We start from the raw sequence: 18,370 nt of genomic DNA on the forward strand, positions 1-18,370 counted from the left end.
CCGTTGACATGTGGATGACAGCGCAGGTGGGACGGGGGTGGCGCGCTCATCTGGTGCCGGGGAGACTGCCCCCGGCACCCACCGTCACTCGCCGTCGCCCTCGCTCGGCGACTTCTTCTTGCGGCCCAGGACGACCGACGCCCCGCCGACCAGGACCAGCAGCACCGCGATGCCCGCGATGATCGGCGTCGCGTTCGAACTGCCCGTCTCCGCGAGGTCCGTGCCGGTGCCCGCGCCGGCCCCCGTGCCGCCGACGGAGGCGGGGCTCGGCTGCGTCGTCGCCTGAGTCCTCAGGCCGCCGTCCGCCGCGGAGCCCGCCCGCGAGGTCGTCGCGCAGTCGAGCACGCCACGTATCCGCTTCTCGAAGCCGTGCGGCCCCTTGATCGTGAAGTCGTACGCCTGGTCCTCCTGCAGCGGTATCGTCACCGTCCGCGTCTCACCGGCCGGGGTCGTGTACCGGGTGCCCATCAGCGTGAACGTGTACGGCGCGTCCCCGTTGTTGGCGGTCGTGATGTCGACGCCGCCCTTCGCGCAGTTCTCCCGCGCGGACAGCGCGGGCACGGCGCCCTCGCCCGCCCAGGTCGCCGTCGCGGTCGCGGAGACCGTGGACTCGCTGGAGCCCGCGAGGATCTGCGTCTGGCTTCTGGTGTCGGAGGCGAAGGCACGGCCGACCGGAACCGTCGTCGACGCCTGCACGGTCAGCTCCGCCGAACCGGCCTTCGCGCGCTTGGGTACGTCGAAGTAGATCCGGCTGCCGTTCTTCGCGGTGGTGACGGGCTCGCCCTTCTCGTCGACCAGCTTCACCCCGCCCGCGGCGGCCTCGGCGGGCGGCATCACCGTGACGCTGTCGGCGTTCGTGTGCACCGTGACCGGGCCGACCCTCTGCCCGGCTCCGGACTTCGACCCGTCCGGGGAGGGCGAAGCGGAGGGCGGCGCCTCGTCGCCGGGCCGCGCGGAGACGGCCTGCGGCGTCAGGGTCAGCGAGGCCTGCGGCTCCGCGAGGTCACGCGCGCTGCGCTGCAGATAGTCGGCGAGCTTCTCGGCGGCGGGGCTGACCGCGTCCACGTCGACCTTGTCCGAGTAGCGCCAGATCGCGACCTGCGTCCCGGCCGCGGCCTCCTGCTCGGTGAGGCTCCCCGCGTGCGCCTTGCGGGCGAGCGCCGCGAGATCGTTGACCTGCGGGTACGAGTTCTGCAGGATCCAGCGGATGCGCCCCGCGTTCGCGTTGTCGTGCAGCGACGTACCGGACCAGGAGGTCTCCCGGTACTTGGCGTCCGGCTGCGTCGGGTTGTGGACGTCGACGCAGTACGTCTGGAGCGTCCCGCCGTCGTCGACGGCCATCCGGAACAGGCCCGCCGACACCTCCTCGTCCTTTCCGGCCTCGTGGATCACGGCCGCGCCGTACGTCTCCAGGCCGGCCAGAGTGGCGCTCGCACCGCTCTGCTCCGTGGCACCGTCGTCGGCTTGCGCGACGCCCGCGCCGGATATCGCCCCTGTCGCCATGAGTCCCGACATCAGGGCCGCCGCGGCGAGACGGGCTGCGCCTCGTCCACGCCGTGCGGTCCGTGAGCACACAGAAAACACGAAATTCCCCTTCAGGCGGGACGGGTGGTCACATGGGGGGGGTGGTGTCCCGCCGGCAGAATCAACGCCAACCACAGTGATTCGGCTGGCCCTTGCACTCCCGTCCCGTCGCTGCACCTGGTGCGCAGAGGTCCCGACGAGCCCCGGAGTCACGCTCGGCATCCTAGGGAAATGATCTTCAGTGATCCCCGGAGCCGCCTTCCGGCAACCGATCCGAATCGCAATCGTTATCGCCAACACCGTTTCCGAGCTGGGCTTATCGACAAATCACCAGCATGTCGGGGCCGATAAGCCGCAGTTCGGCCACGGTCATCCCACGGGCTGCGGCTCCGCCACGTCGGGCTCGACCTCATCCGAATTCCCTGCGTCCGGCTTCGCTGCGTCGGACTTCATCACCACGTCCGACTTCGCCACGTCCCACGGGGAGTCACCCCGCGGCGCGCTCTCCACCCGAGGCTGCTGCACCCGGCGGAACGCGGAGGTGCCGCGCGACAGATCGTGCCCGATCGCGACCGCCTCGATGTCCGCCGACGTCCAGTGCTGCCCGCCCCGCTCCTCGTCACGCACCTTCAACTTGCCCTGCACCATCACCGGTTCACCGAGCGACAGGGAACTCTGCACGTTCGTCCCCAGCGCTCGCCAGGCCCACACCGTGAAGAAATTGGTGTGCCCGTCCACCCAGGTGTTCTGCACGCGGTCGAAGCGGCGGGTGTGCGCCGCGAGCCGGAACCGGGCGACCGGCCCTGTCGGCAACTCCCGGAACACCGGCGTCGTCGCCACGTTCCCCACCACGGTCACCATCGTCTCGCTGCTCATCCGGAACCCCTCCCGTACCCCCGCCCGGCCCGGCTCGGCCGCGACGTCCGTGTGCGGCCCGAGCCCTTCCCGAGCCGCGATCACAGAGTGCCCCCGCGCCGCGATCCCCGCCGACGCCTGTGGCCTACCCGCGGGTTGTGGAAACTCCCGTCACTCCCCCGGTCACCCGTACGTACTGCTCCCGCACCTCCCGGTACCGCAGCAGCTCCGCCGCGACGGGGTCGAGCACCCGCGCCCTGCCGCAGGCCGCGGCCGCGTCCCTGAGCCGTCGCTCGGCCTCCTGCCCGTACCGCCGCGCGGGCCCCCGCGCCGCCATCCGGCAGGACCACTCCACGCACGGCCCGCCCACGAGCCCCGCGAGCACCAGCAGGAGCGGCACGCCGAGGTTCGCCGAGAAGACCCCGACGAGCTGCCCCAACAGCCACAGCACACCCAGGACTTGCAGCAGCGTCATGGCCACCTGGGAGAACACCGCGACCGGCCACCAGCCGGGCCGCGGCGGGCGCCCGGCCCCGTGCTCCGGCTTCAGGTGCTCGGCCCCGGCGCCGGAAGCGACATCGGACGCGGCATCGGACGCCAGCTCGTCGAGCGCCTCGGGCAGCCCCTCCCCGGCCCGCGTCGCGGCCTCCCGCACGGCCTGCCCCCACGCGGCGGGCAGCCCGGTCGCGGCGGCGTCGCCGACCACCCGTACCGCGTGCTCGACGCGCTGCCGGGCCGTGACCTCCTCGTCGTCGGCCGGGACCACGGGGGCCGTGACGGTCGAGCCGGCCGCGCGCCGGTCCTCGTACCAGCGCCAGAGCCTGAGCCACGGCGTGCCGCAGGCGCGGTTGGCGCCCCGGCTCCACTCCCGCTCGGCCGCCTGGCCCGCGGCGGCCGCGCCGACGGCCTCGGCGAGCCGGTCCGCGAACTCCTCGCGGGCCTCCTCGCTCAGCCCGCTCTGCCGCCCGGTCGCGTACACCTGCTTGAGATGGTCGGCGGCGGCGTCGACGTCGGCGCCGATCCGGCGCGCGGCGGCCCGGCGTTCGGTGGTGACCTGGTCGAGGCAGTCGCGCAGGTCGTCCACGCCCTCACCGGTGAGGGCGGAGAGCGGCAGCACCGTGGCGCCTGGCTCCCCGTGCTCGCCGAGCGCGATGCCGTCCTCGTCGAGCAGCCGCCGCAGATCGTCCAGGACCTGCTCGACGGCGTCGCCGGGCAGCCGGTCGACCTGGTTGAGCACGACGAACATCACCTCCGCGTGCCCCGCCATGGGCCGCAGATACCGCTCGTGGAGCATCGCGTCGGCGTACTTCTCGGGGTCGACGACCCACACCACGGCGTCCACGAGACCGAGCACCCGGTCGACCTGCTCACGGTGTTCGAGGGCGGCGGAGTCATGATCGGGCAGATCGATCAGCACCAGCCCATCGAGCGCCGCCTCTCCCTGCTGCCCCGGCTGCACCTGCGCGGGGCGCCGCCGGGCACGCCCGGGGATCCCGAGCCGGTCGAGCAGCCCGGCGGCCCCGTCCGTCCAGCTGCACGCGATCGGCGCGGAGGTGGTGGGCCTGCGCAGCCCGGTCTCCGAGAGGGGCATCCCGGCGAGGGCGTTGAACAGCGTCGACTTGCCGCTCCCCGTGGCCCCCGCGATGGCGACGACGGTGTGCCGCGACGACAGCCTCCGCCGGGCCGCGGCCTCGTCGAGCACCTGTCCGGCCTCGGCGAGGGTCGTCCCGTCGAGCCGGGTGCGCGAGAGCCCGACGAGCTCCCGCAGCGCGTCGAGCCGCTGCTTCAACTGCCCGTCGTACGTCCCCGATCCGGCCGGCACCGCCGCCTCGCCGCCCTGCTTGGCGACACGCCGCGCGATGAGACCGTCGTCCCAGGGGGTGGACTCCGTACGTCCCTGGGGAATCCCGACGCCGTGGGCGGCACCCTCACCGCCAGCCGACACGGCCTCGCGGGACGCCACGTCCCCCGGCCCTCCCGCCTCCCCGAGATTGTCCGCAAGATCCGTGAGATCGGCATCATCCGCGGAATCGGCGCGATCGACGGAACTCGCGGCATCGACGGAACCGACGGAGCCGGCGGGATCGCCTGGACTGACGGGGTTGACGGAGCCTGTGATGGAGTCTGCGGGATCCCTGGGGTCGGGACCGGTCTGATCCGTGACGGCGGCGCTCAGCGCCCTCACCTCACCTTCTGCAGCAGCGAAAGGGCCGCGATCAACTCGGCCTGGGATTCGGGTGTGATGTCGAGCGCTTCGAGCGGCGCGAGCCGGCGCTCGCGTTCCGCGCCGAGCACGGTGTCCAGGTACTCGTTCAGGAGCTGCCCGCCCCGGTCACGCAGCCGCAGCGCACCCTGCGCGCCGATCCGCTCGGCGAGGTTCTCGCCCGCGGCCCTGCCCCGGCGACCGCCGAGCAGGCCGGTGGCGACGAGCGCCGCGACGGCCTCGGCGTCGGGCGGCGAACCGTCCATGGCCTGCGCCGCGACCCGCACCTCTTCCTCGGCGTACTCCTCGAGCACCCGCCGCCAGCGCCGTACGGCGAGACCGATGCGCTGCTCGACGGTGTCGGACTCGGGGCCCTGCCTACGGAGTTCGGTGGCACGCGCGCCCGGTTCGCGGCGCCATGCCTCGTCGACCCGCTCGTCCGCCGCGGTCACCGCACACGCCAGGAGGGACCCGAGACTCTCCACGAGAGCGTCGAGCAGCTCACCGGCCGCACAGTCCGCCGGGTAGCTCCGCCAGTGCTTCAGGGCGTTCCCCGAGAGCACGCCGCCCTTCCGCAAACGCTCCAGTACGCGCGCGTGCTCGGACTCGTACGCGTCGTCCACGGCGGTGGTGAGCCGGACCATGGCGGAGTGCTGCGCGGCGACCGCGGACGCCAGTTCGGGCATCCGGGCGCGCAGCGAGTCGAGCGTGCCGCGGGCGGTGCGGGCCACGGCGCGGGCCCGGGCCTCGGAGTCCTGGGCGCGGTGGGTCAGCCAGGCGCGCAGCGGGGCGACGGCGGTGGCGGGCAACAGCCCGCCGTTGCCGGTCGACTCCGGGAGCTCCGGCACGGTGAACCGCGGCACCTCGCCGAGCCCGGCCTTGGCGAGCAGCGCGCCGTACTGCCGGGAGACCTCGGCGACGACCTGGTGGGGCACGCGGTCGAGCACGGTCACCAGGGACGCGTCGTACTCCTTGGCGGTACGCAGCAGCCGCCACGGCACGGCGTCGGCGTACCGGGAGGCGGTGGTGACCATGACCCACACGTCGGCGGCGCTGATGAGCCGTGCGGCGAGCACGCGGTTCTCGGCGACGAGGGAGTCGATGTCGGGGGCGTCGAGCAGCGCGAGCCCGCGCGGCAGGACCCCCGAGGTCTCCACGCGCAGCACGCGCGCCTCCTCGTCGGGAACGGGCTCGAGGTCGTCCTCCTCCTCGCCCTCCCCCTCCGGGCCGCCGTCGGCCTGTTTGGGCATCCATACGCGCGTGAGGTCGGGCAGCACCCGCACCCCGGAGAACCAGTGGTGGTCATCCGGATGGCAGACGAGGACCGGAGTACGCGTGGTGGGCCGCAGCACGCCCGCCTCGCTGACGACACGCCCTACGAGGGAGTTCACCAGGGTCGACTTGCCCGCGCCGGTCGACCCGCCCACCACGGCCAGCAGGGGCGCTTCGGGAGCCCGCAACCGGGGCACCAAATAGTCGTCGAGTTGTGCGAGCAGCTCGCCGCGGTTGGCACGCGCGCGTGGCGCCCCCGCGAGCGGGAGCGGAAAGCGCGCGGCGGCGACACGGTCGCGCAGCGCGGTAATTGCGTCGAGCAGCTGAGGCCGAACGTCCAAGGTCACCACACGTGAAGAATGCCCAATTTTGGCCGCATTATGAAGCATATGACCATGCCTGCGCGCCGATAAGTCACGCGATACGGCACAGGAAGCACACAGCGGGACGGAAGGGGCGACTGGGGGCGCAGGCATAACGAGTGCACAACACCCGAGGCGTATGACGCCAAAAGCGCTGCAGGATTCGTACCTACCTGCGATTATCGGGACCGCTTCACTGAACCTCCACATCGTGCCGCGGAGGCGAAGCAGCAAGGGCAGGGACCCGGGAGCCCTATCCTTGTCCCCGGCAAGGTCACGGATCACCCCACGTCCCCCGACCAAGCCACCGGCCACACACCGGCCCCCGTAGCTCAGTGGATAGAGCAGGCGCCTTCTAAGCGCTTGGCCGCAGGTTCGAGTCCTGCCGGGGGCGCTCAAATCCTGGCTGGTCACCGTGCGCGTGGCCGGGTGACGGCATGACCGTGCGGCGGGTCAGCTCACCCAGATCGGCGGCGAGCGCGGCCGGAATCGTGACCGTCAATCCGATCTCACGGTGGATCCGGTTGTAGCGGACCTCCAGCCGGAACGCGTCGTAGAGCTTGCGTTGAGCGGCCTCGGTCAGCTCCGCGAATCGGGCGGGGTTCGCGCTGCGCCATCCGGCCAGGCAGCCCCTCCCGGCCGGATGCCGTGGAGGCTGCGTTCACCAGCACAGGGCAGCCCCACTCCCCGCGCCGCCGCCCAGCCGGTCCGCGCCCCCGCACTCAGCCCACAGCAGCTTCCCACCCCGCCCACCCGGGAACGAGTACGCACCCCAGTCATCCGCATAGGCCCGCACGAGAAACAGCCCGCGCCCACCCTCCGCACACGCATCCGCGCGCGGCCCGCCCCGCTCGAATCCCGGGGGAATCTTCGGGTCGTCGTCCCACACGGCCACACGAACCCGCCCCGGGTCAGCGACGCCAGGGCCAAGACGCAGCGTGTACGGGCCGGTGGTGTGCAGGTGCGCGTTGGTCAGCAGCTCCGAGCTCAAGAGCTCGGCGTCCTCGACGAGTTCAGCCCTGCCGTGCGCTTCAAGGACCATGCGAAGCATGGCGCGGGCGATGCCGGGGGCGCGAGGGTCGTGGGGCAGCTGGAGGGCGTACGTGCCCGGGAACAGGCCGGAGCCGGCCGGAAGCGGGGATACGGTGGTCATGGAAGTCTCCCTTCGAGCAGGCGAGTTGGAGTGCCGGCCGAGTGGAACGCGTCAGCCGGTGCCCAGTGACCAGGTCGCTCCGTCGAGCGGGATGCTTCTGGGCGAGGCGCCTGATTTGAAGGTAGCGGAGCTGGGATAAACTCTTATCGATAAGAGCGAAAAACCCTTAGGCGCCATCCTTGTGGGTGACAGCGTCGCCAAGGAGGCGCAGAGTCAGTGCGGAGCAACCCGGCAGGGCGTCAGCTACGCCTAGGTTCTGAGCTGCGCAAACTGCGTGAGCGCGCCGGACTGACCTCCACTCAGGCCAGTCAACTACTCGGCGTGAAGCAGAACCAGGTCAGCAATACCGAGTCTGGACGCATGGGCGTCAGCCCCGACCGTGTACGAGCACTTGCCTGCCACTACGGCTGCGCGGACGCCGCGCTGGTCGACGCGTTGGCGAGCATGGCCAACGAGCGCGTACGCGGCTGGTGGGAGGAGTACCGCGCCATACTGCCCGCCGCGCTGCTCGACCTGGCCGAAGTGGAGCACCACGCTCGGCGCATGCGCACGGCCATCACGGTGCACATCCCCGGGCTGCTCCAGACCGCCGAGCACGCACGGGAGATCTTCCGTCAGGACGTTCCCGCCATCGCGCCGCCGGAGATCGAGCATCGCGTCTCGTTCCGCATCAAGCGGCAGGCCGTCCTGTTCCGGGAGGAGCCGACGCCCTACCAAGCGATCATCCATGAGGCCGCGCTGCGCATGCAGTTGGGCGGGCCTGCCGTCGCCAAGAGGCAACTCCATCACCTGCTCGACATGAGCGAACGGCCCGGAGTCGTGCTCCAGGTGCTCCCCTTCAGCGCGGGCTCCTTCGCCGGATCCGGGCAGTCGATCTTCTACTCGCACGGCCCCGTGCCGAGCCTCGACACCGTGCACCTGGACCAGTCGCACGGCCCCGTCTTCCTGGACGCAGAAGCCCAGCTGGCCAAGTACCGCGTGCTGATCGAGCGCATGGAAGCCATCGCCCTGCCGACGTCAGCCTCACGAGACTTCATCCACACCGTCGCCAAGAGCCTGTGAAGGAGCTCCAATGCCCACGCCCACCTGGCAGAAGTCGTCCTACTGCGCGCAAGGCGACTCCTGCGTCCACGTCGCCGCAGACGCCAACCGCGTGCTCCTGACCGAGTCCGCCGACCCCCGCGAATCCATAGTCACCGCCACCCCCGCCGCCTTCTCCGCGCTCCTCGCCATGGTGAAGCGGAACACCTCCCGCCGTGGCTGACGGCCTCCCGATAGCCGTCCCCGAAGCCCTCACCTGGCAGCGAGCCGCGCCCGACGATGCAACCGGCCCCGGCCCCTGGATCGAAATCGCCTTCGGCGACAGCAACTTGGTGTACCTGCGTGAAACCTCCGCCCCAGGCAACGTCGTCACTACGACACGGGCCAAGTGGGAGGCCTTCGCACGTGGCATCCAGGCTGGCGAGTTCGACCACTTCGTCGACGGGGCCTAGCGAACCAATGCCGGGTCCTGACGAACCCCCACCCCCAGGCACTCTTCCGCCTCCCCTGCTTCGACATCGACCAGACGAACATCAACCCCACCAGCGGTCCCCGAGCTAAGGAAACACAGAACCCGGACAACAGCAGCGCCCGAGGCGTGTAGCGCAGTTGACATGATTCGCACCGAATCGGAGCTGCCGACCAGCCAACAGCCCGCGCTCAACGCCCTCAGATAGCGTCATACCCTGCGTACCTGGCAGGCCACTTCGACTTCCAGCCACCGGCGAATCGCGGTTCGCCATAGGTCAATCCGCTGCGCGGTCCGCGCGCAATCCAGCTTCTAGGAGTCCGCTCACGCTGCCCGGCCGGTTAGAAATCGTCGTCCTCGACCCTAACGCGCGCCCCTACCTGTGTGGCCTTTTGCTCAATGGCCCCCTGCGCGCCCTCCGTGGTGATAAGCGTGAAGCTCAGGCTCACGAGTTGATGGTTAGCGCTGGGTGCGTCTAGGACCTTGCTCAGCTCCTTAAGGAGTTGCCAGACCTCCTCACGGGCCTCCGGGGCAGTAATGCTGCGGTTGGTGAGTTCAACGATATATCGCTTGAAGGAGGTGGGATCCGAGCTGCCGGGGGTGCCATCTCCGGTGCCCGTCTCGCTGACCCGTCCTGCCGTCGCCCGATAGTCCTGGTCGTCGACGCCAAATAATCCGCTCGGCTCTCCGGCTCCGACTGGCTCGCCCAGCTGCTTAGGGATCGGGATCGTCGTCGTGCCCTTAGACGGAACACCGGCGGCAGGCACAGCCTCGGCCGCCTTGACGGCGCGGCGAAGACTTTGACTGATGGAACCGATCGAGATTTGTTCCGGGGAAGCGATGGCGAGCTTGTCACCGTCGGAGTCTGCCAGTTCCCAGCCGCTTCGAAGTAGAGCGAAGATTGCCTGGCGTATCTCGTCAGTCGCGGCAACCAGGGGGAACATCGAGTTCTTATAGAAAGATTGCACGACTTCACGCGGTGTCAGTGTTCGCTCGAAATTATCCAGCAGGGCTGCGAGATAGTCTGCCGAGAGCCCTGTCGTATTCGTTGCGCGACCAGCCTCGACGAGCGCCGCCCACACCTGATCGCCGTGCAGGGATGTCTTGCCGTCGTCGTCAAGTCGTTTGAACTCCACATGCAGCCCGTCCGAGGCTCGGACAAGGTAAGCGTAGTGCTGGAAGGCCTTTTCGATGTCCTTCTTGAGCTTGTCCTCAGCCTCAGTCACCTTGGTCGTAGCTTCTCGGAATTCGTCGACGTCCTCAGGGCTAATCTGCTTAAGCACACTGCGCCAAGCAAGGACCTCCCTGGCTCGCTTGCGCGCCACGTCCCGCCGCTGTGTGTTAACACAGGCCACGACGCAGCTGGCGGCATTGTCCACGCGGAGAGCGTCGGGTCCGAGCCCAAGAAGAGCGGTAATTTCCGAGCGGCTGACAGTGTCCTTGCCGTTTAGCAGAGTCCAACGACGCGAATCGAGCACCACGAGGCGAGTAACGGCTGAGTCCACCCCGTCAAATGTGCGCGGTAGGTCGATGTCCCCAGTAGCAATCGGCGCGTCGATGAAGCGGATCTCGTCGAAGGTTCCGCGCCGAGCAAGTCTCTGCGTCTGATCCCAGACCAGCCTTTCGCACGAGGGTGGATCCACGAGCGCAAGGGATGCGGTGAAGTACATCCGCAGCGTCTGCCTGATGGACAGGTAATAGCGCCCGGGGGCGTTGGTCGGCTGGGTGATCTCAAGTGCGCCAAGGCCATCCTCGCCGGTAAGGGCGTTGAAGATCTCCTCAGCGTCTGTATAGGGGGAACCAGGCTTCGGGGTCGGCTCGAGGATGGCCGCGAGCATCTCGGCCTTAGTCGCCCCCCGACCGCCGCGGGGGCGGGCGACCATCGAATAGCAGAACAGGGCGCTAGCCATGCGCACGCCCGCATGGTCCTGGCGGGCGGTGACACCGGCAATGCGCAGCCGCTGGTCGATGGCGACAGCGCGACCTGCGGACCCGTCTGTGCTGATGATGTCGGTGGTGGCGACGGAGCGATAGCCCTGGATGGCCCGGTCGTTGCCCATGAAGAGGCCGGAGGACAACAACTGCTCGAGCGCGGTGGTGAGGGGGATGTCGCCTACGCCGATGAGGGCTGGCGCCCAGCGCCCCGCCTGGTGCTCAGTAACCCAGTGCAGCGCGGTCCGGGCGAAGATCGCGACCGTGGAGCGAACACGCTGGAAGTTCTGGACCTGTGACCACTCCTCTCGTACCAGTCGCATGAGCTCGGGGTGGAAGGGATAGCTTGCTTCGACTCGCTCGGCGAAGCCTGTCAACGCACGGTTCGGGCCAAGCTTGTCGAGCACTTTGTCTCGCCATGCGGTATCGCCTATCGTTTCGTACTGCTTGGCAACGTGCGACGCCGCAGCTCCCACCTTGGCCGGCTCGAACAGGCGGCGCTGGATGATCGAGGCGAAGTCGTGGGACTCAGTCACCGCAACCCTGCCATCCGGGCCGTTACGCACGAGCCGGTCAGACACATAGCTACGGAAATCATCGGCGAGCGGCGGATACCCGCGCTCGTCCAATTCGCTCCGTATCATGACCACGACACATACGACGCGAGGAACGTCGTCGCAGGCGTCCATGAGGGCGTTTAGGAATGCCTTCTCGTTGGGCATGCGGTCGACGTTGGTCGCATCGGCGAGCTGCAGCACGTAGTCCATGAGCTCGTCAAGCAGAATTAGTACCGGCCGTCCCGCGTCGCTGAGCGCTTGCTGCAGTGTCCCCTTGTTTGGCCCGCCATCGACGTAACGTTGGTAACGGTCCATATCGCCGCCCGTCAGCGACCAGAGGAATCGCTCGAACAGGTTCGTGGCCGGGCCAAATGTCTCGCTGGGCCTACCTGGGCTGAAGTAGTCGGCCGTGAGAACTACGGCCTGGGCGCCGGTGAGGTCTACGTCGCGGCCACCCTGCCCCGCTTCGCTCCGGACCTTCCGGCCCAGCTCCGTGGCAAAGAAGTCCTGCGGCGAATTGGCCATGTGGTAGAGCCCAACAAGGGCATGGCTCTTGCCTCCGCCCATGCCTTGGTCCAGGTGGAACAGCGCCGTGGTCTCGGCATCGGTACCTAGCCGACGAGCAACGCGGCTGAAGAAGCCAACGAGATTCGGGGTCGGCTGGGTGATGTCACCGTAGTAGTCGACCTTGCGGTACGGCACGTCAACGGTCTGGTAAACGGCTTTGTGCAGACTCATCTGCAGCTCGCCAACTGAGCCGTCGGACGCGGTGACCTCGGGTCGGAGCGTGAGGACATCAGCCCAGTGGGAAGTCGTGCTGGTCGACATGCTCAGGACTCCTTGGTGGTGAACGGCAGGATGAGCTGGTCGTTGCGCTCGCTGGTAGCAAGCTCAGTGGCGACGCGGTGCGCAAGGTTGGCGATAGTGCCTGCGTTGCGCTGAACAGCGGTAAGAGCCTTGGCCACTGTGTCGCTGGGAGGCAGCTGGGCAAGGATCTCCCCGACGACCGCCCACAGATGCGCGTCAGTGGGCTGCTGGTCAGACTCAGCGACGACAGCGGCAACACCTTCGGTGGCGCCCTGGTCCCAGGCAGCGGCCATAGCCCGAACCACCTCGAACGTAGAAGACTTGTCGTTGACGGCGCTCGGGGCATCGAGACGCAACTTGTAGCCGCTCTTACTCTCCGTGAGTAGCGCACCGCGCAGATCCTCCAGACGGAGGTTGTCCGCCTGCGCCTGAAATCGGGCCTCGCCCTTGGGAACGTCCGACCGCGCGAAGAGCCGCTGCCAGAAGACAGCGAACCGGGTCGGTGCGTCAAAGGTCTCAAGGGGCAGCTCATCCAGCTTGAGCGCTGTGGCGTCGCGGACCGCGGTGCGCGCCAGCGTGAGGCAGCGGTCGAGCTCGGCCTGACTGCCGTCAGGCTTGAGAACCTTGGAGTACCGGCCGAAGACCTCCATCGCTGGCCCATAAGCGGCCATGAGCTGGTCATTAAGGGCCAAACCGTCACGGTCCCACTCCCGTACGGCGGTCTTGACTCGCTCGGCGACCTCACGGTCGACCTGAGCGGCGGTGGCGACCGGCCGGTTCACGGCAGCAACGCGACAGCCGATCGCGACTGTAACCTTAATGCTCGCCACCCCGGTCGAGGCCGTCTCGGTCCTCGACGGCCACGAGCTGGTGACGACGAAACCAGCATCGTAAAGGGCTCCAAGCAGCCGGCGCCACGCGTCAGGATCGGAGTGCCCGAACACAACGACGAGGTGACCGTCGAGTCGCAGCACGCGCCGTGCCTCGCCGAAAGCACGGCTGAGCATTTGCTCGTAGAAGTCGCGGGTTCGGTGCTCACCCGGAGCATTGCCGCGCTTAACGATGATCTCGTCGGTCTTGTCCTGCAGCCCTGGAACATCGAAAAGATCGGGGAACACGTCGAAGAGGCAGCGCTTCAGCCAGACGTGAAAGAGATCCGACGCATCGGCATAGTCGATCATGTTGTAGTACGGCGGGTCGGTTACGACCGCATCCACCGACCCGTCGCGGAAGGGGAGGGCTATCGCGGAGGCGCGGCGGAATCGGCCCGGCCGTCCTGCATCGTTTCCTTGGATGACCTTCTTGAGCGCCTGCAGGCCGCTGTCAGAGACACTGTCCCAGGTGCCCGGCCCGGTGCCCGGCCCGGCCTCAAGGTAATCGAACTGGAAGGACACCTTGCTCTCGTCCGCGAAGATGTCGTGGACCTGGACCCACGTGCCCTTGCGCGAGGCGTTGCCACCGAAGGCAGCGAGCTTTGCGCCTCGGGTAGAGCGCCGGAGTCGTCGCTGCATGTTCGCTGCCGCATAGGCCGTAAGCGCGTCCGCGTAGTCGGTGGTGAGTCGCGCAGTCAAAAGGTCTGCGCGAATGCCCCGAATAGCGCGAACTGTCTCCGCGAAGAGAAGAGCCTGCCGGTCGTTCATGAGGGCGCCGTAGGTGCGGTAGCCGTAGCCACTGGCCCGGATTGTGTCTTGGTTACCAGGCGGGATCATCTCGTCTGGAACAGCAGTGAAGGGTCCGAAGCTTTCGAGTTGGGCAAGGTCGACGGACTTCGCAGCTGTCATCTCGTCAGCCGTCGGGGCACGGAAGGTCTTGCCGACTCCCTCGTTCTCCTCGCCGACGGCGAGGAGTTCGTCCTCATACTGGCCGCCGAAACCCTTCGCCTTGACGGTATCGAGCGTGTGGACGTGTCCGCAGGACGGAAACGGGCAGCGAGCACTCTTGCCCTTGCGGCCCGCCGCGGCCGAGAACGTCGGCTGCTGGGTGGGGCCTCCACCCACGACCTGGGGACGCCACCGGTCCCCGTCGATGACGAGTTCGAGCGACTGCCCATAGTCCCCCTCGCGCCCAGAGGGAAACTGCAGCCGCATGCCGCCGACGAGCGGGAAGCGTCGGCGACACTGGTCACAGGGGATGCTGACGGCCCACAGATACGCCCAGGGCACCTTGCCGCGAATATCGGCCGGGTAGTAGGGCGCGACAGCCTTAGCCACACGCTTGTTCACTTCAGCGAGCACGGCGCGGACATCACGCAGCAGCCGCGGCTCATCATCGCTGAAGAGTCCGTCTTCCGGCTCGGCTCCACTGGCAAAGGGAACAGCAGCCTCAGTCGACCAGTCGCGCAGCGGGTAGTCAGCCAGGAGACGGCCACCCAACGTTGCGACCGGGCTGAGGTCTGTTCCGACAGCTGTCGCGCCTAGGCGCGCTGCCTCAAGAGGAATGATGCCTCGGCCGCTGAAGATGTCGAGTACGACGGGGCGGCCGGAAGGGTACTCCTCCGCGATGGCTTCTCGAAGACGCCCCAGCGCAACGCTGCTGCCCGCCTCTACGGCCAGTCGGACATCTGTGTGAAGGTCATCGCGGTCAGGTAGCAGGGTGGTAAGTACGGCGGCACGGGCCTGCGCGATAGGGCGAGAAGCGAACCAGGTGAAGAGCGCCTTCTCGCTCCGGCCGGATCCCGCCGGAGTGCCGACGGCAGCGTCAACCGAGGAGCACGGGAACCATTGGTCGATCAGGCGGCTGCGTACGTCACTGACGGGATCCGCGTTGCCAGTTGCGCAAGTCGACGGCACTTGGGTGGTGGTCACCGATGTTCTCCCATCAGCCGACGTAGGTCGGCAACCTTGATCTGAAACCGCTCGATGCGCCGTGGCCCGGTGGCTAGCAACCCAGCCGGGTCTTGGGCACGGACGAGGACTGTCGGCGATACGGCGCAATCGGCAACGACGTAGAGCCAGTAGTCCTGGCCGCGCTGCTGCGCCTGAGCCCACTCGTGCTGCTCCAGCCACACCGGCTCCAAGCCTGCATAGAAGCCCTTGACCTCAACGAGGCGTTGTTCTCGGGTCGTGCCGTGCCGGGCGAGCAGGTCGTAACCGACGCCAGCGGTCTGACGGTCGTCCACGTCGAACCCGAGCCGGTCCAGCTCGGCCAGAACGGTAGCCACCGCGACCGCCTCGCTGTCCGGGTCGTAGCCGAGCTGATCGGCGCGGGCCTCACCGATGACGTGTGCCCAACCGACCAAGCGGGGAGCGCTCTGCCCGACCTTGTTAATGTCATCGAGCTGCGCGAGACGGTGGCGCTTGAGCTCCTCGAAGCGAGACATCCGCTCACGCCGTTCGGTGGCGGGCAGATCCTCGAGCTCATCCATGTAGCGGTACTCGACTTGGTCAAGCTGCTGGCGCGCCTTGTCGACCCAAGCCTCCCGCTCCGCCCGCGCGCGGAGGACCTCGCGCGTGAGCGCCTCGCGGGCTTCCAGTTCGCTGTCGTGCCTCAGCGCTGGCGACAGGGTTGGCGCGACACGACTGGCACCGATTGGCCGGAGCAACATGAGGGACTCCCAAGCGCTCTCGAATGCTCCGGCGCCGGAGTACCGGACAAGGACCGGGGACTTGCGCCGCTGCCGGCGGATGCCGTCGTGTACCTCGACCTCGGCGTCGTAGACCAGGATGGTGTAGTTCGTCAGCGACGCGGGGTCGCTGAGGACCGTGCCCCGGAAGAGCTCGCTCTCGCCGGTACGCAGCGCAAGGTCGGTCAGTTCAGCAAATGACTCTTCGGTAGGCCCAAGCACGATGACGTCATCTAGCCCTTGAGCCCCGTCATTGATCGCCTGCCGCACGGAAGAACCGTCAGCAGCGACCAGCGCCTCGTGCTCACCGCCGAAGGTTACCGGCAGCAGCCGGGCCGAATTGATTCGGCGGATACCCTTTGCCGGCCCCGGGCCGAGGCGCCACTGCTCAGCACGGGCGAGCTGGTCGACGAAGCCGTCAACAATGACGGGGTTGATCGCCTCAAGGCGATCGCTACGGAACCGATCCAGCGCGGCCTCGGTGTTGGCGGGCGTGTGAAGCCGGTCCTCGTCGTTGACCAACTCCTGTGCCTTGCACAATAACTCGGATGTATTGGGAACCGTGACGGCCTGACCGGCTTGAGCGTCGATGAGCGCGCGCGTGTAGTCGAAGCCAGCCCGGGCGGCGGTCGCGTCGAGCAGATCGAAGATCCGCCCGTCGAGCGCCTCTCCAGCGGCCTCCAGGTTGCCGAGCATGACCTCCTGAACCCGGCCCTCACGGGTATCGGGCGCAACGAGGTGGTAGATGTGCACCGGCTTGGTCTGGCCGATACGGTGCAATCGACCCATGCGCTGTTCGAGGCGGACGAGGGACCACGGAATATCCCAGTTAATCATGACGTGGGCGGACTGTAGGTCGATGCCCTCGCCGCCAGCGTCGGTGGAGACCAGGACCTGGAACTCACCAGCGAGAAAACGCTGCTGGAGCTGGTCGCGCTCATGGTGCCTGACTGCACCCTCGAGGGTCTCGACGCTATACCCGTCGTGGCTGAACTGACTGGCGAGCCAGCGGGCAGTGTCGGCGAACTCGGTAAAGATGAGCAGCTGGCCTTGCCCCGGTGCGATGCCATGGTGGGTGAGAAGCTTCTGGGTGCGGAGCCACTTCGTGGAGGGGCCAGCGGTCGTGGCCAGCCGAATGGCCGCAATGACGCCGTCAATCGCCGTGAGCTCTTCACTCTTGCTTCGGCTGCGGGCGTTGACGACGATGCCCTCGGCACGCTCCCACGCCTCGTCGTCCTCGACAGCAAGGTTCACTGAACCGTCGCCCTGAGTGAACTCGTCAGGTATGGGGCCGTTGACTCGGCCGACCGCTGGGCCCTTGAGGGCCTCGTGCCGCCGTGTGATCGTGGCGGCAGCAGCCACCAGTGCAGAGGCGGCCCGCTTGCCGTAGATCGAGCGGGCCAGCGTTGCGTTCTCGCCGTAGTAGGTGTCGACGTAGTCCATCACCGCGGTGTAAGCCGCGAGTTCGGGGCCGCTGAGGTCGACCGACACAGTCTCGGCGTAGCGAGGCGGGAAGAGATCATTCCCCTCGAAGTCCTTCAGCTCCTCCTTCATCCTCCGCAAAAAGGACAACGCCGAGGGCCGCAGCGCATTGTCGTATTCGGTCTGTCGCGAGTCCCAGGGGTACAGCGTGGGGTCGAGGAGGCTGAGCAGGCCACGGAAGTAGTGCTCCTTGCCCCGGTGCGGCGTTGCAGTCAGAAGCAGGAGGTGGTGGGTGCGGCTCGCCACATCCCTTGCGGCGCCCAGGTACTGAGAAGTAGGAGTCAGCCGGTGCGCCTCATCGAAGACCGTGAGCGACCACGATGCCCGGACCCCGGAAATCTTGCGTCGAACGTCCGTATTGTAGGTGTACAGGTCCACACTCACGACCCACACACTGACGCGCGGGTCAAGGTCGCGAGGATCCCTGGCCACGTCGGGGGTGACCGTGGCCGCCTCAATCGCGAAGTAGCGACGCAAGTCCCGCTTCCACTTCTCCACGAGATGCGCGGGTACGATGATCACCGTTTTGCCAGGTATCAAACCTCGCCGCGTCCCCTCGGCGATGTACATGCCTGACATGATCGTCTTGCCGGTACCCGGTTCATCGGCGAGCAGGAATCGCAGGCGCGGCTGGGCCAGCATGTGACTGAATACAGCCTCGTCCTGGTGCGCATACGGCCGCAGCGGGCGGGTGGCGAGGACAGCAGAGCGGATACGGGGCACGGCGTACTGCATCCACCGGCCCCACAGTGCGACCAGCGCCCGGGCAGGATCACCATCGGCGTCATTGGCAGGCACAACAGCCGCATGCAGTTCAGCAAAGCTCACCGCGACGTCGGTGAGCGTGCCGTCACTGCGGCGCACGACGAGGTCGACGCCATCGCCGGCACCGGCAGCCGCGACGACAGTAGCCATCCCCCCGTCGATGAAGAGTTGGCTACCAGGGGACGGTAAATCGCCCGAGCCATTCCCGCTCACATCTAACCCCGCTCACGGCCGACAGCGTCCACCGGGACACGCCCACCAGAAGTCCTTCGCGGCGCCCAGCACCCCCCGGACACCACCGAGAATTGTGCAGAACTGCACGTGTTTTTAGAAGAGTTGGTTAACAAAAACCTCTGGGACGCCGCACTCGCGCACGCCGCTGACGT

Annotated in this window: 11 protein-coding genes and 1 tRNA gene; 4 read left to right on the top strand and 8 right to left on the bottom strand. The window is 67.9% G+C overall.

Annotated elements, in window-relative coordinates:
- Nucleotides 1–84 precede the first annotated feature (84 nt).
- The 4 genes from ACZ7L4_RS17950 to ACZ7L4_RS17965 form a co-directional block, all read right to left on the bottom strand.
- A complete protein-coding gene (locus tag ACZ7L4_RS17950; protein ID WP_472103527.1) occupies nt 85–1,584 on the bottom strand; it encodes a Cys-Gln thioester bond-forming surface protein in 1,500 nt (499 codons plus the stop codon).
- Nucleotides 1,585–1,893: 309 nt separating this feature from the next.
- Nucleotides 1,894–2,400, bottom strand: coding sequence for a single-stranded DNA-binding protein (locus ACZ7L4_RS17955; protein WP_472103529.1), 507 nt, complete (start codon nt 2,398–2,400; stop codon nt 1,894–1,896).
- Nucleotides 2,401–2,524: 124 nt separating this feature from the next.
- Nucleotides 2,525–4,498 carry a YfjP family GTPase gene (locus tag ACZ7L4_RS17960; protein WP_472104050.1) on the bottom strand — a complete coding sequence of 658 codons (1,974 nt, stop codon included), beginning with the start codon at nt 4,496–4,498 and terminating at the stop codon, nt 2,525–2,527.
- A 62-nt stretch (nt 4,499–4,560) separates the two neighbouring features.
- Nucleotides 4,561–6,204, bottom strand: coding sequence for a dynamin family protein (locus tag ACZ7L4_RS17965; RefSeq protein ID WP_472103531.1), 1,644 nt, complete (start codon nt 6,202–6,204; stop codon nt 4,561–4,563).
- Between the two features lie 333 nt (nt 6,205–6,537).
- Here ACZ7L4_RS17965 and ACZ7L4_RS17970 point away from each other — a divergent pair.
- Nucleotides 6,538–6,610 (top strand) — tRNA-Arg (locus ACZ7L4_RS17970).
- A 267-nt stretch (nt 6,611–6,877) separates the two neighbouring features.
- Here ACZ7L4_RS17970 and ACZ7L4_RS17975 read toward each other — a convergent pair.
- A complete protein-coding gene (locus tag ACZ7L4_RS17975) occupies nt 6,878–7,369 on the bottom strand; it encodes an ATP-binding protein (RefSeq protein ID WP_472103533.1) in 492 nt (163 codons plus the stop codon).
- Nucleotides 7,370–7,585: 216 nt separating this feature from the next.
- On the opposite strand from ACZ7L4_RS17975, the gene ACZ7L4_RS17980 reads away from it, so the two are divergent.
- From ACZ7L4_RS17980 to ACZ7L4_RS17990, 3 genes are read left to right on the top strand one after another with little or no spacing between them, the layout of a single operon-like run.
- Complete coding sequence (locus ACZ7L4_RS17980; RefSeq protein WP_472103535.1) at nt 7,586–8,431, top strand: helix-turn-helix domain-containing protein; 846 nt, start codon at nt 7,586–7,588, stop codon at nt 8,429–8,431.
- A 10-nt stretch (nt 8,432–8,441) separates the two neighbouring features.
- The gene (locus ACZ7L4_RS17985; protein WP_472103537.1) at nt 8,442–8,633 is read left to right on the top strand and encodes a DUF397 domain-containing protein; all 192 of its coding nucleotides are present in this window, start codon (nt 8,442–8,444) and stop codon (nt 8,631–8,633) included.
- A complete protein-coding gene (locus tag ACZ7L4_RS17990) occupies nt 8,626–8,862 on the top strand; it encodes a DUF397 domain-containing protein (RefSeq protein WP_472103538.1) in 237 nt (78 codons plus the stop codon). The genes ACZ7L4_RS17985 and ACZ7L4_RS17990 overlap by 8 nt, the downstream gene beginning before the upstream one ends.
- Before the next feature lie 358 nt (nt 8,863–9,220).
- Here the strand turns inward: ACZ7L4_RS17990 and ACZ7L4_RS17995 are convergent, their stop codons facing one another.
- Genes ACZ7L4_RS17995 through ACZ7L4_RS18005 form a run of 3 tightly spaced genes read right to left on the bottom strand, consistent with a single transcriptional unit; the run spans nt 9,221 to nt 18,134 of the window.
- Nucleotides 9,221–12,196, bottom strand: coding sequence for a DUF499 domain-containing protein (locus ACZ7L4_RS17995; RefSeq protein ID WP_472103540.1), 2,976 nt, complete (start codon nt 12,194–12,196; stop codon nt 9,221–9,223).
- 2 nt (nt 12,197–12,198) lie between these two features.
- Nucleotides 12,199–14,979 (bottom strand): DUF1156 domain-containing protein, encoded by a 2,781-nt coding sequence (locus ACZ7L4_RS18000; protein WP_472103543.1) that lies wholly within the window; start codon nt 14,977–14,979, stop codon nt 12,199–12,201.
- A complete protein-coding gene (locus ACZ7L4_RS18005) occupies nt 14,976–18,134 on the bottom strand; it encodes a helicase-related protein (RefSeq protein ID WP_472103544.1) in 3,159 nt (1,052 codons plus the stop codon). The genes ACZ7L4_RS18000 and ACZ7L4_RS18005 overlap by 4 nt, the downstream gene beginning before the upstream one ends.
- Nucleotides 18,135–18,370 lie beyond the last annotated feature (236 nt).

This window comes from Streptomyces sp. NPDC107575 (assembly GCF_055657265.1).